This is a genomic window from Metapseudomonas resinovorans, assembly GCF_002003485.1.
Taxonomy (GTDB): Bacteria; Pseudomonadota; Gammaproteobacteria; order Pseudomonadales; family Pseudomonadaceae; genus Metapseudomonas; species Metapseudomonas resinovorans_D.
This window is the reverse complement of the sequence record NZ_BDMA01000060.1, coordinates 138866-158682: the sequence shown is the minus strand read 5'-3', so window position 1 is coordinate 158682 and position 19817 is coordinate 138866. Positions and strand designations below refer to the sequence as shown.

18 protein-coding genes and 3 tRNA genes are annotated in these 19817 nt (G+C 64.6%); 17 read left to right on the top strand and 4 right to left on the bottom strand.

What is annotated here, in order from left to right:
* From MnOB_RS17150 to MnOB_RS17135, 4 genes are all read left to right on the top strand, one after another.
* Complete coding sequence (locus tag MnOB_RS17150) at positions 1 to 690, top strand: SPOR domain-containing protein (RefSeq protein ID WP_077525426.1); 690 nt, start codon at positions 1 to 3, stop codon at positions 688 to 690.
* A gap of 95 nt (positions 691 to 785) precedes the next feature.
* On the top strand, positions 786 to 1298 hold the full coding sequence (locus tag MnOB_RS17145) for a CvpA family protein (RefSeq protein WP_077525450.1): 513 nt from the start codon (positions 786 to 788) through the stop codon (positions 1296 to 1298).
* A gap of 88 nt (positions 1299 to 1386) precedes the next feature.
* Positions 1387 to 2892 carry an amidophosphoribosyltransferase gene (gene purF / locus MnOB_RS17140; RefSeq protein WP_077525425.1) on the top strand — a complete coding sequence of 502 codons (1506 nt, stop codon included), beginning with the start codon at positions 1387 to 1389 and terminating at the stop codon, positions 2890 to 2892.
* A gap of 75 nt (positions 2893 to 2967) precedes the next feature.
* Positions 2968 to 4179 (top strand): O-succinylhomoserine sulfhydrylase, encoded by a 1212-nt coding sequence (locus tag MnOB_RS17135; protein WP_077525424.1) that lies wholly within the window; start codon positions 2968 to 2970, stop codon positions 4177 to 4179.
* A gap of 158 nt (positions 4180 to 4337) precedes the next feature.
* On the opposite strand, the gene gspD is transcribed toward MnOB_RS17135, so the two are convergent.
* Both gspD and MnOB_RS17125 read right to left on the bottom strand, forming a co-directional pair.
* Positions 4338 to 6302: a type II secretion system secretin GspD gene (gspD, locus tag MnOB_RS17130; protein ID WP_077525423.1), complete on the bottom strand. Its 1965-nt coding sequence runs from the start codon at positions 6300 to 6302 to the stop codon at positions 4338 to 4340.
* Positions 6303 to 6306: 4 nt separating this feature from the next.
* Positions 6307 to 6951, bottom strand: a complete 645-nt coding sequence (locus MnOB_RS17125; RefSeq protein WP_077525422.1) for a type II secretion system protein N — start codon at positions 6949 to 6951, stop codon at positions 6307 to 6309.
* A 264-nt stretch (positions 6952 to 7215) separates the two neighbouring features.
* Between MnOB_RS17125 and gspE the strand changes: the two genes are divergently transcribed.
* The 12 genes from gspE (at position 7216) to MnOB_RS17065 (ending at position 15181) form a co-directional block, all read left to right on the top strand.
* Positions 7216 to 8703, top strand: coding sequence for a type II secretion system ATPase GspE (gene gspE, locus MnOB_RS17120; protein ID WP_077525421.1), 1488 nt, complete (start codon positions 7216 to 7218; stop codon positions 8701 to 8703).
* On the top strand, positions 8704 to 9918 hold the full coding sequence (xcpS, locus tag MnOB_RS17115; RefSeq protein WP_077525420.1) for a GspF family T2SS innner membrane protein variant XcpS: 1215 nt from the start codon (positions 8704 to 8706) through the stop codon (positions 9916 to 9918).
* Between the two features lie 49 nt (positions 9919 to 9967).
* A complete protein-coding gene (gspG, locus tag MnOB_RS17110; protein ID WP_234358282.1) occupies positions 9968 to 10354 on the top strand; it encodes a type II secretion system major pseudopilin GspG in 387 nt (128 codons plus the stop codon).
* Positions 10355 to 10386: 32 nt separating this feature from the next.
* Positions 10387 to 10935 (top strand): type II secretion system minor pseudopilin GspH, encoded by a 549-nt coding sequence (gspH, locus tag MnOB_RS17105; RefSeq protein ID WP_077525418.1) that lies wholly within the window; start codon positions 10387 to 10389, stop codon positions 10933 to 10935.
* Entirely contained in the window at positions 10932 to 11321 is a 390-nt protein-coding gene (gene gspI, locus MnOB_RS17100) for a type II secretion system minor pseudopilin GspI (RefSeq protein ID WP_077525417.1), read from the top strand. Before gspH ends, gspI begins: the two co-directional genes overlap by 4 nt.
* A complete protein-coding gene (gspJ, locus tag MnOB_RS17095) occupies positions 11318 to 12037 on the top strand; it encodes a type II secretion system minor pseudopilin GspJ (RefSeq protein WP_077525416.1) in 720 nt (239 codons plus the stop codon). The genes gspI and gspJ overlap by 4 nt, the downstream gene beginning before the upstream one ends.
* Positions 12034 to 13005, top strand: a complete 972-nt coding sequence (gspK, locus tag MnOB_RS17090) for a type II secretion system minor pseudopilin GspK (RefSeq protein ID WP_077525415.1) — start codon at positions 12034 to 12036, stop codon at positions 13003 to 13005. Before gspJ ends, gspK begins: the two co-directional genes overlap by 4 nt.
* Positions 13002 to 14144 (top strand): type II secretion system protein GspL, encoded by a 1143-nt coding sequence (gene gspL, locus MnOB_RS17085; protein WP_077525414.1) that lies wholly within the window; start codon positions 13002 to 13004, stop codon positions 14142 to 14144. The genes gspK and gspL overlap by 4 nt, the downstream gene beginning before the upstream one ends.
* A gap of 2 nt (positions 14145 to 14146) precedes the next feature.
* Positions 14147 to 14665: a type II secretion system protein M gene (locus tag MnOB_RS17080; RefSeq protein WP_077525413.1), complete on the top strand. Its 519-nt coding sequence runs from the start codon at positions 14147 to 14149 to the stop codon at positions 14663 to 14665.
* A 148-nt stretch (positions 14666 to 14813) separates the two neighbouring features.
* A tRNA-Val gene (locus tag MnOB_RS17075) sits at positions 14814 to 14889 on the top strand.
* Positions 14890 to 14925: 36 nt separating this feature from the next.
* Positions 14926 to 15002: transfer RNA gene (locus MnOB_RS17070), tRNA-Asp, on the top strand.
* Between the two features lie 102 nt (positions 15003 to 15104).
* Positions 15105 to 15181: transfer RNA gene (locus MnOB_RS17065), tRNA-Asp, on the top strand.
* 247 nt (positions 15182 to 15428) lie between these two features.
* Here the strand turns inward: MnOB_RS17065 and MnOB_RS17060 are convergent.
* Positions 15429 to 16466 carry an AraC family transcriptional regulator gene (locus tag MnOB_RS17060; protein ID WP_077525412.1) on the bottom strand — a complete coding sequence of 346 codons (1038 nt, stop codon included), beginning with the start codon at positions 16464 to 16466 and terminating at the stop codon, positions 15429 to 15431.
* Positions 16463 to 17395, bottom strand: a complete 933-nt coding sequence (locus MnOB_RS17055) for a carbon-nitrogen hydrolase family protein (RefSeq protein ID WP_077525411.1) — start codon at positions 17393 to 17395, stop codon at positions 16463 to 16465. Before MnOB_RS17055 ends, MnOB_RS17060 begins: the two co-directional genes overlap by 4 nt.
* A 202-nt stretch (positions 17396 to 17597) precedes the next feature.
* Between MnOB_RS17055 and MnOB_RS17050 the strand changes: the two genes are divergently transcribed.
* Positions 17598 to 19634, top strand: a complete 2037-nt coding sequence (locus MnOB_RS17050; protein WP_077525410.1) for an NADPH-dependent 2,4-dienoyl-CoA reductase — start codon at positions 17598 to 17600, stop codon at positions 19632 to 19634.
* Positions 19635 to 19817: the final 183 nt, after the last annotated feature.

Genomic DNA, 19817 nt, shown 5'->3' with positions numbered 1-19817 from the left:
ATGGCTGTAATGGACAAGGGACTCAAGCAACGTATCGTCGGCGCTCTGGTGCTGGTGGCGCTGGCGGTGATTTTCCTGCCCATGTTGTTCAGTCGCGAGGACGAGTTGCGCCAAGTGGTCGTCGAGGCTCCGCCCATGCCCAAGGCGCCGGAGATGCCTCCGGTGGCACTCGAGCAGGTCCAGGTGCCGGAACCGCAGGCCCTGCCTCAGGAGCCCGTGCCGCCGTTGGAGCCTGCGGAAGATGCACTGGCGTCCAATATTCCACCGGCCGAGAGCGCCGCTCCGGCAGCGCCCGCCCAACCGGCTGCTCCCGCTGTTCCGGTTCCCGCGCAACCACAGCCGCAGCCGCCACAACCGCAATCTGCGGCACAGGCCAAGGCGCCAGCGCCCGCACCGGCTGCTCCGGTTACGGCCGCCAAGGCCGAAGAGAAGCGTCTGGATGTCAATGGCCTCCCGGTCAGCTGGTCGATCCAGTTGGCCAGCCTGTCCAGTCGCGCCAGTGCCGAGAATCTGCAAAAGAACCTGCGTACCCAGGGCTATAACGCCTACATCCGCAGCGTAGAAGGCATGAACCGGGTGTTCGTCGGTCCGGTGATCGAGCGTGCCGAGGCCAATCGCCTGCGTGACCAGCTGTCCCGTCAGCAGAAGCTAAATGGCTTCATCGTCCGTTTCCAGCCGGAAAAGACCTGATAGACCAGGTTAATCGAGCCCTTTCTGTTTCGCGGGTTACCGGAGTGGAAGGGCTCTGCTAAAATGCAGCGCCTTTTCTGTTTGTGGGCCGCATCGTGGCATTCACCTGGGTCGATTGGACGATAATCGCCATCATCGCCGTTTCCAGCCTGGTCAGTCTGAGTCGGGGCTTCGTCAAGGAGGCTCTCTCGCTCCTGACCTGGATAGTCGCAGGCGTAGTTGCCTGGACCTTCGGCGGCGCCCTGTCACTGCATCTCACCGAATTCATCGAAATGCCTTCGGCGCGCATCATCGCCGCATGCGCCATTCTCTTCATCGCCACCTTGCTGGTGGGCGCCTTGATCAATTTCCTGATCGGCGAGCTGGTCAGGGTTACCGGTATGGACGGCACCGACCGCGTACTGGGCATGGCCTTTGGCGCCGCCCGTGGCGCGCTGCTGGTCGTGCTGCTGGTCGGCCTGCTCAGCCTGGCGCCGGTGCAACAGGATCCCTGGTGGCAGCAATCCACGCTGTTGCCGCATTTTCTTATGGTCGCCGACTGGTCGAAGAACCTCATTCTGGGCTTTACCAGTCAGTGGCTCGCGAGCGGCATCAGCTCACCCAGCTGATGCGTCGCACCGGAAGCATGCCTGTCCATACCCAAACGGCCTGGGCGGGTACTTGATTAGCTTGAACTACTAGCAGGGGTTGCGTCACATGTGTGGCATCGTCGGTATCGTCGGTAAGTCGAACGTCAATCAGGCGCTGTATGACGCGCTTACCGTGCTTCAGCATCGCGGCCAGGACGCTGCCGGTATTGTGACCAGCCATGATGGCCGGCTCTTCCTGCGCAAGGACAACGGCCTCGTCCGTGACGTCTTCCAGCAGCGCCATATGCAGCGCCTGGTCGGCAGCGTCGGCATCGGCCACGTGCGCTATCCCACTGCCGGCTCCTCCAGCTCCGCCGAGGCCCAGCCGTTCTACGTCAACTCGCCCTACGGCATCACCCTGGCGCACAACGGCAACCTGACCAACGTCGAGCAGCTGGCCAAGGAAATCTACGAGTCCGACCTGCGCCACGTGAACACCAACTCCGACTCGGAAGTGCTGCTCAACGTGTTCGCCCACGAGCTGGCCCATCGCGGCAAGCTGCAGCCCACCGAGGAAGACGTATTCGCCGCGGTTTCCGGCGTGCATGCGCGCTGCAAGGGTGGCTACGCCGTGGTGGCGATGATCACCGGCTACGGCATCGTCGGCTTCCGTGATCCCCATGCGATTCGCCCGATCGTCTTCGGCCAGCGTCACACCGACGAAGGCGTCGAGTACATGATCGCTTCCGAAAGCGTCGCCCTCGACGTGCTGGGCTTCACCCTGATTCGTGACCTGGCTCCGGGCGAAGCGGTGTACATCACCGAAGAAGGCAAGCTGTTCACCCGCCAGTGCGCGTCCAAGCCGCAGTACTCCCCGTGCATCTTCGAGCACGTCTACCTGGCCCGCCCGGATTCCATCATGGATGGCATCTCCGTCTACAAGGCGCGCCTGCGCATGGGCGAGAAGCTGGCCGAGAAGATCCAGCGCGAGCGTCCTGAGCATGACATCGACGTGGTGATCCCAATTCCGGATACCAGCCGTACCGCTGCGCTGGAACTGGCCAACCACCTGGGCGTGAAGTTCCGCGAAGGCTTCGTGAAGAACCGCTACATCGGTCGTACCTTCATCATGCCGGGCCAGGCTGCTCGCAAGAAATCCGTGCGCCAGAAGCTGAACGCCATCGAGCTGGAATTCCGCGGCAAGAATGTGATGCTGGTGGACGACTCCATCGTTCGCGGCACCACCTGCAAGCAAATCATCCAGATGGCTCGCGAAGCTGGCGCCAAGAACGTCTATTTCTGCTCCGCGGCTCCGGCGGTGCGTTATCCGAACGTGTACGGCATCGACATGCCCAGCGCCCACGAACTGATCGCCCACAACCGCTCCACCGAGGAAGTGGCCGAACTCATCGGTGCCGATTGGCTGGTCTATCAGGACCTGCCGGACCTGATCGATGCGGTGGGCGGTGGCAAGGTGAAGATCGATCACTTCGATTGCGCAGTGTTCGATGGCCAGTACATCACCGGCGACGTCGACGAGCAGTACCTGAACAAGATCGAGCAGGCACGTAACGACGCCAGCAAGGTCAAGGCCCACGCGGTCAGCGCCATCATCGATCTGTACAACAACTGAGTCGCGCGTCTGGCGGCGAGTTGTAAGTCTGTAGCCCGGATCCTATCCGGGCTTCGTTTCTGAAGAGGTAGGGATATGACGCAGGAATGGGAAGCCGGAAGGCTGGACAGTGACCTGGAAGGCGCCGCCTTCGAAACCCTGGCCGTGCGCGCTGGCCAGCGCCGCTCGCCGGAAGGTGAGCATGGCGAGGCCATGTTCCTGACCTCCAGCTACGTGTTCCGCACTGCCGCCGACGCCGCCGCGCGGTTCGCCGGTGAAGTGCCGGGCAACGTCTATTCGCGTTACACCAACCCGACCGTGCGGACCTTCGAAGAACGCATTGCCGCCCTCGAAGGCGCCGAACAGGCCGTCGCGACCGCTTCCGGCATGTCGGCGATCCTCGCCATCGCCATGAGCCTGTGCAGCAGTGGCGACCATGTGCTGGTTTCCCGTAGCGTGTTCGGCTCCACCATCAGCCTGTTCGAGAAGTACCTCAAACGCTTCGGCATCGAGGTCGATTATCCGGCGCTGTCCGACCTGGACGGCTGGAAGTCGGCAATCAAGCCGAACACCAAGCTGCTGTTCGTCGAGTCGCCGTCCAACCCCCTGGCCGAGCTGGTGGATATCCCCGCCCTGGCCGAGATCGCCCATGCCGGCGGCGCGCTGCTGGTGGTGGACAACTGCTTCTGCACCCCGGCCCTGCAGCAGCCGCTCAAGCTGGGTGCCGACATCGTCATGCACTCGGCCACCAAGTACATCGATGGCCAGGGTCGCACCATGGGTGGCGTGGTAGCCGGTCGCGCCGAGCACATGAAGGAAGTGGTGGGTTTCCTGCGCACCGCGGGCCCGACCCTGAGCCCCTTCAATGCATGGGTGATGATGAAGGGCCTGGAAACCCTGCGCGTGCGCATGCAGGCCCATTGCGCCAGCGCCCTCGAAATCGCCCGCTGGCTGGAGCAGCAGCCCGGTGTCGAACGCGTCTACTACTCGGGGCTGGAAAGCCATCCGCAGCACGAGTTGGCCAAGCGCCAGCAGAAGGGCTTCGGCGCGGTGGTCAGCTTCGAGGTCAAGGGCGGCAAGGAAGCGGCCTGGCGTTTCATCGATGCCACCCGGATGATCTCCATCACCACCAATCTAGGTGACACCAAGACCACCATCGCCCACCCGGCCACTACGTCCCATGGGCGTCTTTCGCCGCAGGAGCGGGCCAACGCCGGTATCAGCGACAGCCTGGTCCGCCTGGCTATCGGCCTGGAAGATGTGGGTGACCTCAAGGCCGATCTGGAGCGCGGGCTCGCCGCTGTTTGATCGACTGGGCCCAGAAACCGACCGTGCCGAATAACGGCTGATAGGTAGGCGGGCAGGAAAGAAGAGGGCGGCTCCACCTGGAAGGTGGGCCGCCCTTTTTTGTGCCCGGTTACCGGGAAGAAGGCTTGCGCCGGCAATGAGTCACGAGCCTTCGGGCCTTACGGCTTGCGCAGATCGATGGATGGGGACTGCTGGCCGTCGAACAGCTCCACGGGCTTGCTCGGCAGAATGGCCGGGCGACCTTCCTTGTCGTGCTCGCCGATGATGCGGATGTCGTTGTACTTCTTCCCGGACAGGGCGGCGAGTCCGGCACGGTCGCGAACGACGGTCGGGCGCAGGAACACCATCAGGTTGCGCTTCACGTGGGTGTCGCGTGTGGAGCGGAACAGCCGGCCGAGGATAGGGATGTCGCCCAGCAGCGGCACCTTGGAGTCGGTCTGGGTGATGTCGTCCTGGATGAGGCCGCCCAGCACGATCACCTGGCCATCCTCCGCAAGAATGGTGCTCTTGATCGAACGCTTGTTGGTGATCAGGTCCACCGCCTGCGCGGTCAGGGTCGCCGAAGGGGCGATGGAGGAGATTTCCTGCTCGATCTCCAGGCGCAGGGTGGCGCCTTCGTTGATGTGCGGGGTCACCTTGAGGGTCACGCCGATGTCCTGGCGCTCGATGGTGGTGAACGGGTTATTGGCGCCCGAGGCATCGGTCGTGAAGGTGCCGGTCTGGAAGGGCACGTTCTGGCCCACGAGAATTTCCGCCTTCTGGTTGTCGAGCGTCAGCAGGCTGGGCGTCGACAGCAGGTTGCTCCTGCTGTTGGCAGACAGGGCGGTGATGAGGGCGGCGAAGTTTTCCGTACCGATGCCGATGATGGCGCCATCCGGCAGCGTGTCGGGGATTTCATCGTCGCGGATGGCGTTGAGCACCGTGCCCACCGAGAGCCCGGTATTGCCGAAGTTCACGCCACCCAGGCCGCCGGTATTGCCGCGTGCATCCACCGCCCACTGCACGCCCAGCGCGTCGGTGATGTCGCCGGAAATCTCGACGATGGCCGCTTCGACCATCACCTGCGCGCGGGGCACGTCGAGTTGGCGGACGATATCTTCCATGGCCGTGACGACATCAGGCTCGGCCAGCATCACCAGGGCGTTCAGGCTCTCGTCGGCGCGGATCAGAATGTTCTGCGGCTTGCCGCCTGTCGCGGCGCCGCCTGCTTCACCGCCGCCGCCTTCCTCGCTCTTCAGCCCTTCGGAAATTTCGCCAAGGGTTTCCGCGAGCGCCTTGGCGTCGTTGTGGCGTAGACGGATCACCCGCGTGTTGGCCGAGCGCGAAGTGGGGGTGTCGAGGGACTGCGCCAGTGCGGCCAGCTTCGCCCGGGCCGACGGTGGGCCGAGGATGATCAGGCGGTTGGTGCGGGCATCGGCGATCACCTGGGTGCCCGACGTACCCTTGGACTGACCGCGGTTGAGGGACGCATTGAGCACTTCGGCGGCGTCCATTACCCAGGCGTAGTGGAGGTTGAGCACCGTGTAGTCGCGGTCGCCTTTCTGGTCGAGTTGGCGCATCAGGTCTTCGATACGCGCGATGTTGGCCGCGCGGTCGCTGATGATCAGGGCATTGGCCGAGGTCACTGCTGCCAGATGTCCGTACTGAGGGACCAGCGGTCGAATCAGTGGAATGAGTTCCGTCACCGGCGTGTGCTGTACCTGGATCACGCGAGTCTCCAGGCTTTCCGCGCCGGCACGGCTGCTGGCGGCCTCTGCTTTGGCTTCGGCATTGGGGATGATGCGTGCCTGGTCGCCCTGGGTGACCACGGTGAAACCGTGGGTTGCCATGACCGAAAGGAACAGCTGGTACACCTCATTGAGCCCAAGCGGCGCCTTCGACACCACGCTGACCTGACCTTTCACGCGTGGGTCGACGATGAAGGTCTCGCCGGTGATGTCAGCGATCTGGTCGATGAACTCGCGTATATCGGCATCCTTGAGGTTGATCGTCCAGCCGTCCTGCTGCTGTTGCTGCGCATTACCGGTCGCGGCGGCCGGCTGGGCGGCGAGCAGGGGCAGGGGTGCGGTCAGCATCCCGGCAGCAATCAGGGCGAGCGTGAGGCGCGAGAAGGTCAGGGGCATCGTGTCATTCGCTATCCTGGGGCTGTTCGGCGGAAGGTTCGGAGACGGTGTTTTCCGGGTCTTCCATCTGTTGGCGCAGCTTTTCCATGCGCTCGCGCAATTCCGCGGCGTTGTCTTCCTGCAGGCCATTGAGTTCGTCGATCACTGCGGCTGACGGTTCGTCAGGAACGCCGCCGACAGGGGTGAAGCGTGAGCGCGGCTCCGGGAAGCTGAGACTTTCCAGGCGGCCGTTGCGTTCGATTTCGACGCGATTGCGATACACCGCGTGTACTTTTACCCCGCTGGTAATCTCGTCACCGGCGGTGAAGCGGCGAGGCTTGCTGCCTTCGTACTGGATGATGGCAATGGATTTGTCCGGCCCCGCGTGCACGAAGCTGCCAAGCAAGGTCAGGCGCAGATTGGTAGAGGGGGGCGGGCCGCTGGGCTGGACCTTCGGTGCCGGTCCGAAGAGGGGCTCCAGGTTCTGCAGCGGCTGGCTGGTGGCGAGGGGCGTTCCCTGCTGTTCGGGTGCGTCGGCTGGAGCATCCACCAGGCGCAACCACTCCCGGGTCTGCCAGGCAAAGCTGGCGCCCATGGCAAGCACCAGCAGGGCACCGACAAGTGCTGGCGCGTGGCGTTGCAGCCAATGCACGGAATCCGAAGCTCGCAAGTGGGTCCAACTCCTAATGCTGCGTTCTTTTTCTGGTTATGTTTTTGGCAGAACTGCTTTGATCATAGCAGCGACTCTGCCGGCTATGTTCGGCCATTCGGGTGATGTTGCGATGCGGTCGCTGTGCTAAAGATATATGTGAATTTTTACGGCTTTAGGTGGTTTTGTTCACAAGCATCATAAGAATCGGACAGTGGCTCTGCACAATCGTCAGATTGCCCTGCAATACTTCCTTCTGGACCCTCCTGAAATAGGCGCCCACGGATGAACCCTCCACTCGTTGAAGCCCCCCTGCGACGGCTGCCCTTTGGATTCGCCAAGCGGCATGGTGTGTTGTTGCTCGATGGTGTGGAGCCCTGCCTGGCGCACCGCCCGGGAGTCGAGTTGGTCGCGCTGGCCGAGGCGCGTCGCTTCGCCGGCCGCAGCCTGCCGTTGAAACCGCTTACAGGCGAGGCTTTCGAACAGGCCCTGGCGCAGACCTATCAGCATGACTCCTCTGCTGCCATGCAACTGGCCGAAGACCTCGGCGGAAGCCTTGATCTCGCCGCGCTGGCCGAACAGATTCCGGAAACCGAGGACCTGCTGGAGCAGGAAGACGATGCGCCGATCATTCGTCTGATCAACGCCATCCTCGGCGAAGCGATCAAGGAGAACGCCTCGGACATCCACCTGGAAACCTTCGAGAAACGCCTGGTGGTGCGCTTCCGCGTCGACGGCATCCTTCGTGAAGTGCTGGAGCCCAAGCGCGAGCTGGCGGCACTGCTGGTATCGCGGATCAAGGTCATGGCGCGCCTGGACATCGCCGAGAAGCGCATTCCCCAGGACGGCCGTATTTCCCTGCGGGTGGCTGGGCGCGAAGTCGACATCCGCGTGTCCACACTGCCGTCGGCCAATGGCGAACGCGTGGTGTTGCGTCTGCTGGACAAGCAGGCTGGTCGCCTCACCCTGCAGCATCTGGGCATGAGCGATCGCGATCGCCATCAGCTGGAAGATACTGTGCGCCGCCCCCATGGCATCCTGCTGGTCACTGGCCCCACCGGTTCGGGCAAGACCACCACCCTCTACGCCAGCCTGGTCACGCTCAACGACCGCACCCGCAACATCCTCACCGTCGAAGACCCGATCGAGTACCACATCGAGGGCATCGGCCAGACCCAGGTCAATCCCAAGGTGGACATGACCTTCGCCCGTGGCCTGCGCGCCATCCTGCGCCAGGACCCGGACGTGGTGATGGTGGGCGAGATCCGCGACCAGGAGACGGCCGAGATTGCCGTGCAGGCCTCGCTCACCGGCCACCTGGTGCTGTCCACCTTGCACACCAACAGTGCGATTGGTGCCATCACCCGTCTGGTGGACATGGGCGTCGAGCCCTTCCTGCTGTCATCGTCCCTACTGGGTGTCCTGGCCCAGCGCCTGGTTCGGGTGCTGTGCCCACATTGCAAGGAGTCCTATCAAGCCGACGCCGCCGAATGCCAGTTGCTGGGCGTTGGCCCGGACAGCGCACCGACCCTGCATCGCGCCCGTGGTTGCACGGAGTGCCACCAACAGGGATATCGCGGACGTACCGGCATCTACGAACTGGTGGTGTTCGACGACCACATGCGCAGCCTGATCCACAGCGTCGCCTCGGAGCAGGAGATGATCCGCCACGCCCGCCTGTCCAGTCCGAGCATCCGTGAGGACGGTCGGCGCAAGGTCCTGCTCGGGGTCACCACGGTGGAAGAAGTACTGCGGGTCACCCAGGAAGAATAAATGGCCGCTTTCGAATACCTCGCGCTCGACGCTAAGGGCCGCCAGCAGAAGGGCGTGCTCGAAGCGGACAGTGCCCGCCAGGTGCGCCAATTGCTGCGTGAGCGCCAGTTGGCACCGCTGGAAGTGCGCGCGACCCGCGTTCGCGAGCAGGCCGAGCGAGGCCGCTTCAGCCTTTCGCGTGGGCTTTCCGCACGTGATCTCGCCCTCGTGACGCGCCAACTTGCAACCCTGGTGCAGGCGGCGCTGCCCATCGAGGAAGCCTTGCGGGCGGCGGCCGCGCAGTCCAGCAGCTCGCGCATCCAGTCGATGTTGCTGGCGGTGCGTGCGCGGGTGCTGGAGGGCCACAGCCTGGCCAGCAGCCTGCGGGAGTTCCCGTCGGCCTTCCCTGACCTCTATCGCGCCACGGTGGCGGCGGGTGAGCATGCCGGCCACCTGGGGCCGGTGCTGGAGCAACTGGCCGACTACACCGAGCAACGCCAGCAGTCGCGGCAGAAGATCCAGCTGGCGCTGCTCTATCCGGTGATCCTCATGTGTGCGTCGCTGGCCATCGTCGCCTTCTTGCTGGGCTTCGTGGTGCCGGATGTGGTCAAGGTGTTCATCGATTCCGGGCAGACCTTGCCGTTGCTCACGCGTGGCCTCATCGCCCTGAGCGATCTGGTCAAACACTGGGGCTGGCTGATGCTGCTGGTGCTGATCGCCACATTCATCGGCGCACGCTGGGCCCTGCGTGATCCCAACGTCCGCCAGCGCTGGCATGCGCTGATACTGCGTATCCCGCTGGTGGGGCGACTGGTGCGCGCCACCGATACGGCGCGCTTCGCGTCCACGCTGGCGATCCTGACCCGCAGCGGTGTGCCGCTGGTCGAGGCCCTTGGCATCGGCGCCGAAGTGATCGCCAATCGCGTCATCCGCGCCCATGTCGTGGTGGCAGCACAGAAGGTTCGTGAAGGCGGCAGCCTGACCCGCGCGCTGGAAGGCAGCGGCCAGTTCCCGCCGATGATGCTGCACATGATTGCCAGTGGCGAACGTTCCGGCGAACTCGACCAGATGCTCGCCCGCACCGCGCGAAACCAGGAAAACGACCTGGCCGCGAGCATCGCCCTGCTGGTCGGCCTTTTCGAACCGTTCATGCTGGTGGTGATGGGGGCCGTGGTGCTGATGATCGTGCTCGCCATCCTGCTACCTATCCTTTCTCTCAACCAACTCGTGGGGTAATCGCGTGAATCTGCGCCGTAGTCAGTCGGGCTTTACGCTCATCGAAATCATGGTGGTGGTGGTCATCCTCGGTATCCTTGCCGCGCTGGTGGTGCCGCAAGTGATGAACCGTCCCGACCAGGCCAAGGTCACTGTGGCCAAGGGCGATATCAAGGCCATCGGCGCGGCCCTGGACATGTACAAGCTGGACAACTTCGCCTACCCCAGCACCCAGCAGGGCCTCGAAGCCTTGGTGAGCCGGCCCTCCGGCAACCCGCCGCCGAAGAACTGGAGCAAGGACGGCTACCTGAAGAAGCTGCCCATCGACCCGTGGGGCAACCCCTACCAATACCTCTCGCCTGGCAGCAAGGGCACCTACGATCTCTATTCCCTGGGGGCCGATGGCAAGGAAGGCGGTAGCGAAAACGACGCCGACATTGCCAACTGGGACAACTGATGAGACGCGGGCGGCAGGGTGGCGTTGGCCGGATGTCCGGCCCCTTGGCGTCCGCAGGTTTCACCCTGATCGAAGTACTGGTGGTGATGGTGGTCATCGCCTGTCTCGCGGGACTGGCGGTCATCAGCGCCGGCGTCGCCGGCCCAACCCGTGAGCTCAACAATGAGGCGGAGCGGCTGGCGGGTCTGATCGGCGTGCTCGCCGACGAGGCGGTCCTGGACAATCGCGAGTACGGCCTACGGCTCGAGCGCGGCAGTTATCAGGTCTACTACTACGACGAATCCAGTTCGCGCTGGCAGCCCATGTCCGAAGGCGCGCGCCAGTTGCCCGAGTGGGCCGAACTGACCTTCGAACTGGACGGCGAGCCACTGGCGTTGCCCGCACCGGTCAAGAAGGACGACAAGGAGTCCAAGGAAGTCCGGCCGGTGCCGCAATTGATCATTCTCTCCAGTGGCGAACTCAGTCCATTCCGCCTGGAGTTGGCCGAGCGACGCAAGGATGGGCGGCGTCTGCAGCTCTCCAGCGACGGCTTCCGCCTGCCCCGTGTGGAGAGCCTGAGCGGCAAAGGGCGCGCTGGATGAGGAACAGCCGCGCTTTCACCCTGATCGAGGTGCTGGTGGCCCTGGCCATCTTCGCGGTGGTCGCCGCCAGTGTGCTCACCGCCAGCGCCCGCAGCCTGCAGATCGCTTCGCGCCTGGAAGACAAGACCCTGGCGATGTGGATTGCCGATAACCGCCTGACGGAGTTGCAGTTGCGCCAGACGCCTCCGGGCAATGGCCGCGACCAGGGTGAGCTGGACTACGGCGGGCGGCGCTGGGAATGGTTGAGCCAGGTCGAGGGCACCAGCGACCCGGCGCTGCGACGGGTCACGTTGTGGGTCGCACCCAAGCCCCAGAGGGGTATCGGTGGTAAGCTGGAAGACCGCGCCGCCGTGCGCCTGGTGGGCTTCCTCGGGAGCACGCCATGAAGCGCGCCGCAGGCTTCACACTGCTGGAGCTGCTGATCGCGATCGCCATTTTCGCGCTGCTGGCCATCGGCACCTGGCGCATGCTTGGTGCGGTCCTCGACAGCGACGAGGCGACCCGTGTCCAGGAACAGCAACTGCGCGAGCTGGTGCGGGGCATTTCCGCTTTCGAGCGCGACGTCCGCCAGGTGATTTCTCGGCCGATCCGCGATGCCTATGGCGAATCACGGGCCGCGCTGCTGGGCGAGCAATCCGGCGACAGCGACAGCCTGGAATTCACTCGCAGCGGCTGGCGCAATCCCACCGGCACGCAGCGCTCGCGTCTGCAGCGGGTGCGCTGGCAGCTTTCCGGTGAGCGTCTGGAGCGGCGTTACTGGACGGTCCTCGACCAGGCCCAGGACAGCCTGCCCCGTGTGCAGAACGCTCTGGATGGCGTGACCTCCATGAAGCTGCGCTACATGGACGACAGTGGTGACTGGCAGGAAAGCTGGCCGCCCGCCGGGCTGCCCGACGATGAGCGCCTGGATCGCCTGCCATTGGCCCTGGAACTCACCTTGCAACATCGTCGCTATGGTGAACTGCGCCGGGTACTGCGGCTGGTGGAAACCCCGCCGCGGCAGGTGCCCCAGGCGGGCGGTGGCCAGCAGGATGGCGAACAGCAGAATCCACAGGGTGAGCAGGGCAACCAGCAGCAAGACGGCCAGGAGCAGGCGCAATGAAACGCCAGTCGGGTGTTGCGCTGCTGACGGTGCTGCTGGTGGTGGCTGTGGTCACCGTCGTTTGTGCCGGCCTGATCGCCCGCACCCAGCTTTCCATTCGCTCCAGCGGCAATGAACTGCACACCCGCCAGGTGGCCCAGTACGCCCTTGGCGGCGAGGCATTGGCCGAAGCGATCCTGCTACGCGACCTGCGCCAAGGCGATCCGCGTACCCCGGTGGATCACCTCGGCGAGGCCTGGGCCCGCCCCCTGAGCACGTTCCAGTTGGACGATGGCGGTTCGCTCAGCGTGCGTATCGAGGACCCGAGCGGGCGTTTCAACCTCAACGGCCTGGTGCGTGATGGCCAGCTCAACGAACAGGGCATTCGCCAGTTCCGCCGCCTTCTGCTGCGCCTGGGCATCGAAGCGCCCTATACCGAACGGCTGGTGGACTGGCTCGACCGTGACGAGGAGCCGTTCGGGCCGAATGGCGCGGAAGATAACCAGTACCTGCTGTTGCAGCCGCCTTACCGCGCGGCCAACCACGCCATGAGCGATGTGTCCGAGTTGCGCCTAGTGTTAGGCATGACGGAGCTGGACTACCGCAAGCTGCTGCCTTTCGTGACCGTGCTGCCGTCCGATTCCACCCTCAACGTCAACACGGCCAGTGCCCTCGTGCTGTCCACCCTGGCCGACAACCTCGACGCCGACAGTGGCGGGCTGCTGATGGCCGCGCGAGGCGCCACCGGCTTCCGCAGCCTGGATGCCTTCCTCGGCCAGCCGGCGCTCGCCGGGATGGGGCTGGAGGCGCAGGGGTTGGCGGTGGGCAGTCAATATTTCCAGGTGATCAGCGAGGTGCGTCTCGCCGGTCGCCGCCAGGTTCTGGTCAGTACCCTGCAGCGCGGCAGTGACGGCAAGGTACGGATTCTTTCTCGTGATCTCGGGCAGGGCGGTTTGCCGCCGGCGCCCGTCAAGGAGCCGCAGTCATGACACAGGCTTGCATCTTCCTCCCGGTGGCCGCGTGCACGCAGCTGGATGCCGAACTGGAGGTGCTGCTCTGGCAAGGAGGCACGGGGCGTCGCCTGCCATTCGCCAGGGCGTTGGAAGAGGTGGCGCCACCCTGGCGCCTGATCCTGCCGGTGGAGGCCGTGACCTGCTGCGCGGTCCGCCTGCCCACGCAGAAGGGACGCTGGTTGCGCCAGGCATTGCCGTTCGCGGTGGAGGAAATGCTCGCCGAGGATGTCGAGAGCTTCCACCTGGGGCTCGGTGGTGCCTTGGCCGATGGTCGGCATCGGGTGTTTGCGGTGCGCCGCAGCTGGCTGGCGGGATGGCTCGATCTGGCCGGAAAGCTCGGGCCGATGCCCGGGTCCATCCAGATAGACGCCGACCTGCTACCGGACCAGGGCACCCAGTTGCTCTGGCTCGACCAGCGCTGGTTGCTGGGGGGCGAGGGCAGTACCCGACTCGGCTTCGAGGAGCAGGACTGGCCACATCTGCGGGACGTCTGTCCGGCACCGCGCAGTGGGTGCGCTCCCGCCGAGCGCCAGACCCTCGACGGCGTGGATGACTGGCGCGATGAAGGGGATGCCTATGGCTGGCTGGCGGAACAGAAGGGCAGCGATCTGGCGCAGGGCGAGTTCACCCTGAAGGAAGAGCGGCAGCGCTGGTCGCGTTGGAAGCCGCTGCTGGGGTTGGTTGGCCTGTGGCTGGTGCTGCAATGGGGCTTCAATCTGATCCAGGCCTGGCAGCTGCAGCGTCAGGGCGATACCTATGCCGATGCCAACGAGGCGCTCTATCGTGAACTGTTTCCCCAGGACACCAAGCTGGTGAACCTGCGGGCGCAGTTCGATCAGCATCTGGCCGAAGCCTCCGGTGCAGGGCAGAGCCGCCTGCTCGCATTGCTTGGCAAGGCGGCCGAGGCCTTGATCGCCGAAGGTGCCCAGGTGCGGGTGCAGCAACTGGATTTCAGTGAGATACGGGGTGATCTTGCGCTACAGGTACAGGCGCCGGGCTTCGATGCCCTGGAGCGTCTGCGCGAGCGCCTGATCGGAAGCGGGCTGTCCGTGCAGATGGGCTCGGCCAGTCGTGACCAGAGCGGCGTGAGCGCGCGCCTGGTGATAGGAGGATGAAGATGCTCGATGCAATCAAGACGCCGCTCCGCACGCAGTGGCAGGCTTCCTCCTTGGCCCTGCGCTGGCGCGCCTTGCCGGCACGGGATCGCACGGCATTACTCTGGCTGGGCCTGTTCCTCGGTCTGGTCCTGCTTTACCTGCTGCTCTGGTTGCCGGCCGAACGGCGCCTGGCCAGCAATCGCGAGTACTTCGAAGCCCAGCGCGGAATGCACGCTTATCTGCAGCTTCATGCGCCTGAAGCGCGAGCGGTGCAGAGCCAGCCGCAAATCAAGGTGGACCCGGAGCGACTGCAAGGGCTGGTAACTGCCACTGCGGCCGAGCAGGGATTGGCCGTCGAGCGAATCGATAGCGATGCGCCAGGAGCGGTGCAGGTAAACCTTCAACCGGCGGCCTTCCCCAGTCTGTTGCGCTGGATGGGTGTCCTGGAGGGGCAGGGCGTTCGCATCGAAGAGGCTGGGCTGGATCGCACCGAAGATGGCCGCGTGACGGCGCGGGTATCGCTGAAGGCCGGGAGCTGATCCTGCGCCGCCCTGGTGCGACCGCCCTGAGCTGGTGCGCATCGGAGTGGCGGCAAACGGGGCGGAAAACGCTGTCCGAAGAAAAAATCCATACAGGGTGTTGACTTAGCGAAGCCCTCTGCGTAAATTGCGCGCCTCGCAAGGCGATGGGTGATTAGCTCAGCCGGGAGAGCATCTGCCTTACAAGCAGAGGGTCGGCGGTTCGATCCCGTCATCACCCACCAATCCTTGTGAATTTCGGACGAAAGTCCGGCCGACGCGCAGCGGTAGTTCAGTCGGTTAGAATACCGGCCTGTCACGCCGGGGGTCGCGGGTTCGAGTCCCGTCCGCTGCGCCATATTTCCCATGTTCGAGTTGCTCGGGCATGAGGCAGGAAGGTCCACTAGGCCAGTCTGCCAGACGATGCAAAGGTTTCACCGGACGCAAGTCCAACCGACACGCAGCGGTAGTTCAGTCGGTTAGAATACCGGCCTGTCACGCCGGGGGTCGCGGGTTCGAGTCCCGTCCGCTGCGCCATATAGAGAAGCCCTCAGGTAGCGATACCTGAGGGCTTTTTCTTTGTCTGGCCGCCCCCTTCATCTTCCTTCCCCGGGGTAATTTTCCGGTCACCTGCGCTCGTTACCTTATTGGCATGGACTTTGTTTCCTGAATTACATCGCCACAGGAGGAGCAGCCAATGGACGATTACCAGGAAGAGATTCTCGACTTTCACGCTAATGAGCAGGACTCGGTCGAGCCGGCCGACGACGCCACCGAGATGTGATCAGCCTGCCTGGCGCTGAGCGCGGCGGAATTCGCCCGGCGTGCTGCCGCTCCAGCGCTTGAAGGCGCGCTGGAAGGCTTCGGCCGAGGCAAACCCCAGCAGGTAGGCGATTTCGCCGAAGGCCAGTTCCGTATCGCGGATATAGGCCATGGCCAGGTCGCGGCGCGTTTCGTTGAGGATGGCGCGGAACTGGGTGCCTTCTTCGGCGAGCTTGCGGCGTAGGGTCCAGCTCGGCATTTGCAGGCGTGCCGCCACTTCTTCGAGATCCGGCTCGCGCCCGTGCAGCAGCGGCCCCAGCAACTGGGTGATGCGCTCGCGCAGGCTGCGGGTGCGGGTCAGCTGCTGCAGTTCCCGCTCACAGATATCCAACAATTGCCGCCAGGTGCTGGGGCAGTGTTCGCTGCCGCGCAGCGCCAGGGTGTCCTGGGACAAACGCAGCTGGTTGGCGCTGGCCTCGAACTCCACGGGGCAGCCGAAATGCTCGGTGTAGCGCTCGTGGTAATCCGGTGCCGGAAACTCGATCTCCACCTTCTCGATGCGGATGCCCGTGCCTGCCAGTTGGCTCAGGTGGCTCTGCCAGCCCGCCAGCACCGAATCCACGACGAAGCGGTTGTAGGCGTTGTAGGGGCTGATGGAATAGAAGCGCAGCCAGGCGCCCTTGGCGTCCTCGTGGAAGCTCGACTGCCCGCGATAGTTGCTGGCGTAGAGCAGTTCGAAACGGGTCAGGGCGCGGGCGGCTTCTCGCAGGTTGGGCGCCTGTTCGGCGCAGACGCCCGCGAGCCCGAGCTGGCTCAAGCGGCTGAGCCGGCCCATGGCAAGGCCCAATGCGGGGTTGCCGCTGAGCTGGATGGCGGCGTGGCCGAGGCGCATGAAGCGCGGGATGGACAAGCGGCCGTGGGGTTCGGCGAAGCGCGTGGCGTCCAGGCCGAAGCGCTCCAGCAGTTCGGTCGCGCAGTGGCCGGCCTGTTCCAGTGCCGCTGCCATGCTGAGTAAGGAGCTCACGGAGAGATCGCCCAGCTTGATCCGTTGCGTTTTCATCGGGCGCTCATCCAGGCATTCAGCAGGTGGCTGCCAGGCGTCTCACTGGCTTGCGGCGCCCTGGCCGGCGTCAGTTCACTGCCTGCCGGTGCATTGTGCAGGGGCCAGAGACGCCCGCGCAGGAAAAGTGCCTCGCTAGCGCTGGTCTGGCCGTCGCTCAGCGTCACCAGGTTCTGCGGATAACCCTGGCTCCAGCTGCGGGCGATGGTCACTTCGCCGCTGGCGGTCTGCAGCTTCTGGCGGGATTCGCTCCTGGCACTCTGTGGCCAGGGCTGGCTGAAGGGCTCGCCGAGCAGCAGGCCGTCCGGCGAGAAGGCCAGCGCCAGGTTGTAGAGCGCGCCGTGACCGCTACGCAGCTTGCCTTCCTTGAGGTAGGGGGAGGGCAGGAGGATGGAGCCAGCGAGGATGGTGACCTTGTATTCGCTGGCCAGGCGGCTGAACAGCTTCTGATAGTCCCGCGCCATGCGCCGGGCCTTGGCGCGCAGCAGCGCTTCTTCGAGGTCCTGGCCCTGAAGGAACAGGCGCCCCAGCAAGGTCGGATGGCTGAGGGTGAGCAACCGGCCACCTTCGGCGAAGCTCCGTGCCTGGTAGAGGTTGTGTTTTTCGTCCCGCAGCAGCAGCCAGGTGCCGATATGGTCGGGCAGGGCGACGACGGTTTTCTCGTTCAGCAGGCCCTTGGCGCGAGCCCGATCGAGGGCCGCCGCGAGTTTCATGCGCAGGAGGTCCGGGTCGCGGTAGTCGCTGGGGTACAGCGCCGGGCGGATCGCCAGCAGGTTGGCGCTCGCACCGGCAGTTCCCACGTCGCTGGCGAGGCTGGCGCGCAGGTCGGACAGATAGTGGGCGCGCGGCCGTTCGCCGGTCCATACCGCATAGGCGGTCAGGCAGCTCACCAGGAAGGCGGCGATCAAGGGCATCAGCAGTTTGCGCATGGAATTTCCGGGCCGGGGAATGCCGATCAGGGTAGGGGACGCACCGCCACTTGCCAAGGGTGGCTGTCAGTTTGGATCAGTAACTTGTCAGTTCTGATCATTGAGCGGGCAATCCCGGCTCTTTATCTTCTGCCTCATAACCGACCCCGGCCCTCTGAAGCCGAGGCATTCCGTGAATAGCACCGCCTGTTGTGGAGGAACCATGACCGCCACCCGTTACCCGCACCTGCTCGCCCCCCTCGACCTGGGTTTCACCACCCTGCGCAACCGCACCCTGATGGGCTCGATGCACACCGGCCTGGAAGAGAAACCCCATGGCTTTGAGCGCATGGCGGCCTATTTCGCCGAGCGCGCCCGTGGTGGCGTCGGCCTCATGGTCACCGGTGGTATCGGCCCAAACGCAGAAGGTGGCGTCTATGCCGGCGCGGCCAAGCTAACCACCGTGGAAGAGGCCGAGAAGCACAAGATCGTCACCCGCGCGGTGCATGAAGCGGGCGGCAAGATCTGCATGCAGATCCTCCACGCCGGCCGTTACGCCTATAACCCCAAGCAGGTAGCACCGTCGGCCATCCAGGCACCGATCAACCCCTTCAAGCCGAACGAGTTGGATGAAGAGGGAATCGAGAAGCAGATCCAGGACTTCGTCACCTGCTCGGTGCTGGCCCAGCAGGCCGAGTACGACGGCGTCGAGATCATGGGTTCCGAGGGTTACTTCATCAACCAGTTCCTCGCCGCCCACACCAACCAGCGTACCGACCGCTGGGGTGGCAGCTACGAGAACCGCATGCGCCTGGCGGTCGAGATCGTCCGCCGCGTTCGCGAGGCCGTGGGCCCGAACTTCATCATCATCTTCCGCCTGTCCATGCTCGACCTGGTGGAAGGCGGCAGCACCTGGGACGAGATCGTCACCCTGGCCAAGGCCATCGAGGCCGCCGGCGCGACCATCATCAATACCGGTATCGGCTGGCACGAGGCGCGTATCCCGACCATCGCCACCAAGGTGCCGCGCGCAGCCTTCACCAAGGTCACCGCCAAGCTCAAGGGCGAGGTGAAGATCCCGCTGATCACCACCAACCGCATCAACACGCCGGAAGTGGCCGAACAGGTCCTGGCTGAGGGCGACGCCGACATGGTGTCCATGGCCCGTCCGTTCCTTGCCGACCCGGACTTCGTCAACAAGGCCGCCGAAGGCCGCGCCGACGAGATCAACACCTGCATCGGCTGCAACCAGGCCTGCCTGGACCACACGTTCGGCGGCAAACTGACCAGCTGCCTGGTGAACCCGCGTGCCTGCCACGAGACCGAGCTGAATTACATCCCGGTGGCCCAGGCCAAGAAGATCGCCGTGGTCGGCGCCGGCCCCGCCGGTCTCTCCGCCGCCACCGTTGCCGCCGAGCGTGGCCACAGCGTGACCCTGTTCGACGCCGCCGCGGAGATTGGCGGGCAGTTCAACGTGGCCAAGCGCGTGCCGGGCAAGGAAGAGTTCTTTGAAACCCTGCGCTACTTCAAGCGCAAGCTCGAAACCACCGGGGTCGACCTGCGCCTGAATACCCGTGTCTCGGTCGAGGATCTGGCCAAGGGCGGTTTCGACGAGGTCATCCTCGCCACCGGTATCAGCCCGCGCACCCCGGAAATCTCCGGCATCGAGCATTCGAAGGTGATCACCTACCTGGACGCCATCCTCGAGCGCAAGCCGGTGGGCCAGAAGGTTGCCGTGATTGGCGCCGGCGGTATCGGTTTCGACGTTTCCGAGTTCATCACCCATGAGGGTGAGTCCACCAGCCTCGACCGCGCCGCCTTCTGGAAGGAGTGGGGCATCGACGGTGCCCTGGAAGCTCGCGGCGGTATCGCCGGGATCAAGGCCAAGCCTCATGCACCGGCGCGCCAGGTGTTCCTGTTGCAGCGCAAGAAGTCCAAGGTGGGTGATGGCCTTGGCAAGACCACCGGCTGGATTCATCGCACGGGCCTGAAGAACAAGCAGGTGCAAATGCTCAACTCAGTTGAATACCTCAAGGTTGACGACGCCGGCCTGCACATCCGCGTGGCCGAGGGCGAGCCGCAGGTGCTGCCGGTAGACACCGTGATCGTCTGCGCTGGCCAGGACCCGCTGCGTGAACTGCAGGATGGCCTGGTCGCCGCCGGCCAGAGCGTGCACCTGATCGGCGGCGCCGATGTGGCTGCCGAACTGGACGCCAAGCGCGCCATCAATCAGGGGTCGCGCCTCGCCGCAGAGCTCTGAGTCCCGCCTCCGCCCCAACCGCCCGGCTTTTTGCCGGGCGGTTTCGTTTCCAATTCCAACCACGTCACACTTTTGCCTTGCCGCCGGTCCGGCCGGTGCCAGCGACCGGGCTCTGCCAACCCAGTCACATTGCTCAGCGCCTAATATCCCCTAGACTTTTCTAAAGTCCGGATCAGTGTGTGC

Excerpts from the sequence above, each read along its gene's own strand:
- MnOB_RS17150 (WP_077525426.1), top strand. The coding sequence starts at position 1 with ATGGCTGTAATGGACAAGGGACTCAAGCAACGTATCGTCGGCGCTCTG.
- purF (WP_077525425.1), top strand. The coding sequence starts at position 1,387 with ATGTGTGGCATCGTCGGTATCGTCGGTAAGTCGAACGTCAATCAGGCG.
- MnOB_RS17135 (WP_077525424.1), top strand. The coding sequence starts at position 2,968 with ATGACGCAGGAATGGGAAGCCGGAAGGCTGGACAGTGACCTGGAAGGC.
- gspD (WP_077525423.1), bottom strand. The coding sequence starts at position 6,302 with ATGCCCCTGACCTTCTCGCGCCTCACGCTCGCCCTGATTGCTGCCGGG.
- gspE (WP_077525421.1), top strand. The coding sequence starts at position 7,216 with ATGAACCCTCCACTCGTTGAAGCCCCCCTGCGACGGCTGCCCTTTGGA.
- xcpS (WP_077525420.1), top strand. The coding sequence starts at position 8,704 with ATGGCCGCTTTCGAATACCTCGCGCTCGACGCTAAGGGCCGCCAGCAG.
- gspG (WP_234358282.1), top strand. The coding sequence starts at position 9,968 with ATGGTGGTGGTGGTCATCCTCGGTATCCTTGCCGCGCTGGTGGTGCCG.
- gspH (WP_077525418.1), top strand. The coding sequence starts at position 10,387 with ATGTCCGGCCCCTTGGCGTCCGCAGGTTTCACCCTGATCGAAGTACTG.
- gspI (WP_077525417.1), top strand. The coding sequence starts at position 10,932 with ATGAGGAACAGCCGCGCTTTCACCCTGATCGAGGTGCTGGTGGCCCTG.
- gspJ (WP_077525416.1), top strand. The coding sequence starts at position 11,318 with ATGAAGCGCGCCGCAGGCTTCACACTGCTGGAGCTGCTGATCGCGATC.
- gspK (WP_077525415.1), top strand. The coding sequence starts at position 12,034 with ATGAAACGCCAGTCGGGTGTTGCGCTGCTGACGGTGCTGCTGGTGGTG.
- gspL (WP_077525414.1), top strand. The coding sequence starts at position 13,002 with ATGACACAGGCTTGCATCTTCCTCCCGGTGGCCGCGTGCACGCAGCTG.
- MnOB_RS17080 (WP_077525413.1), top strand. The coding sequence starts at position 14,147 with ATGCTCGATGCAATCAAGACGCCGCTCCGCACGCAGTGGCAGGCTTCC.
- MnOB_RS17060 (WP_077525412.1), bottom strand. The coding sequence starts at position 16,466 with ATGAAAACGCAACGGATCAAGCTGGGCGATCTCTCCGTGAGCTCCTTA.
- MnOB_RS17055 (WP_077525411.1), bottom strand. The coding sequence starts at position 17,395 with ATGCGCAAACTGCTGATGCCCTTGATCGCCGCCTTCCTGGTGAGCTGC.
- MnOB_RS17050 (WP_077525410.1), top strand. The coding sequence starts at position 17,598 with ATGACCGCCACCCGTTACCCGCACCTGCTCGCCCCCCTCGACCTGGGT.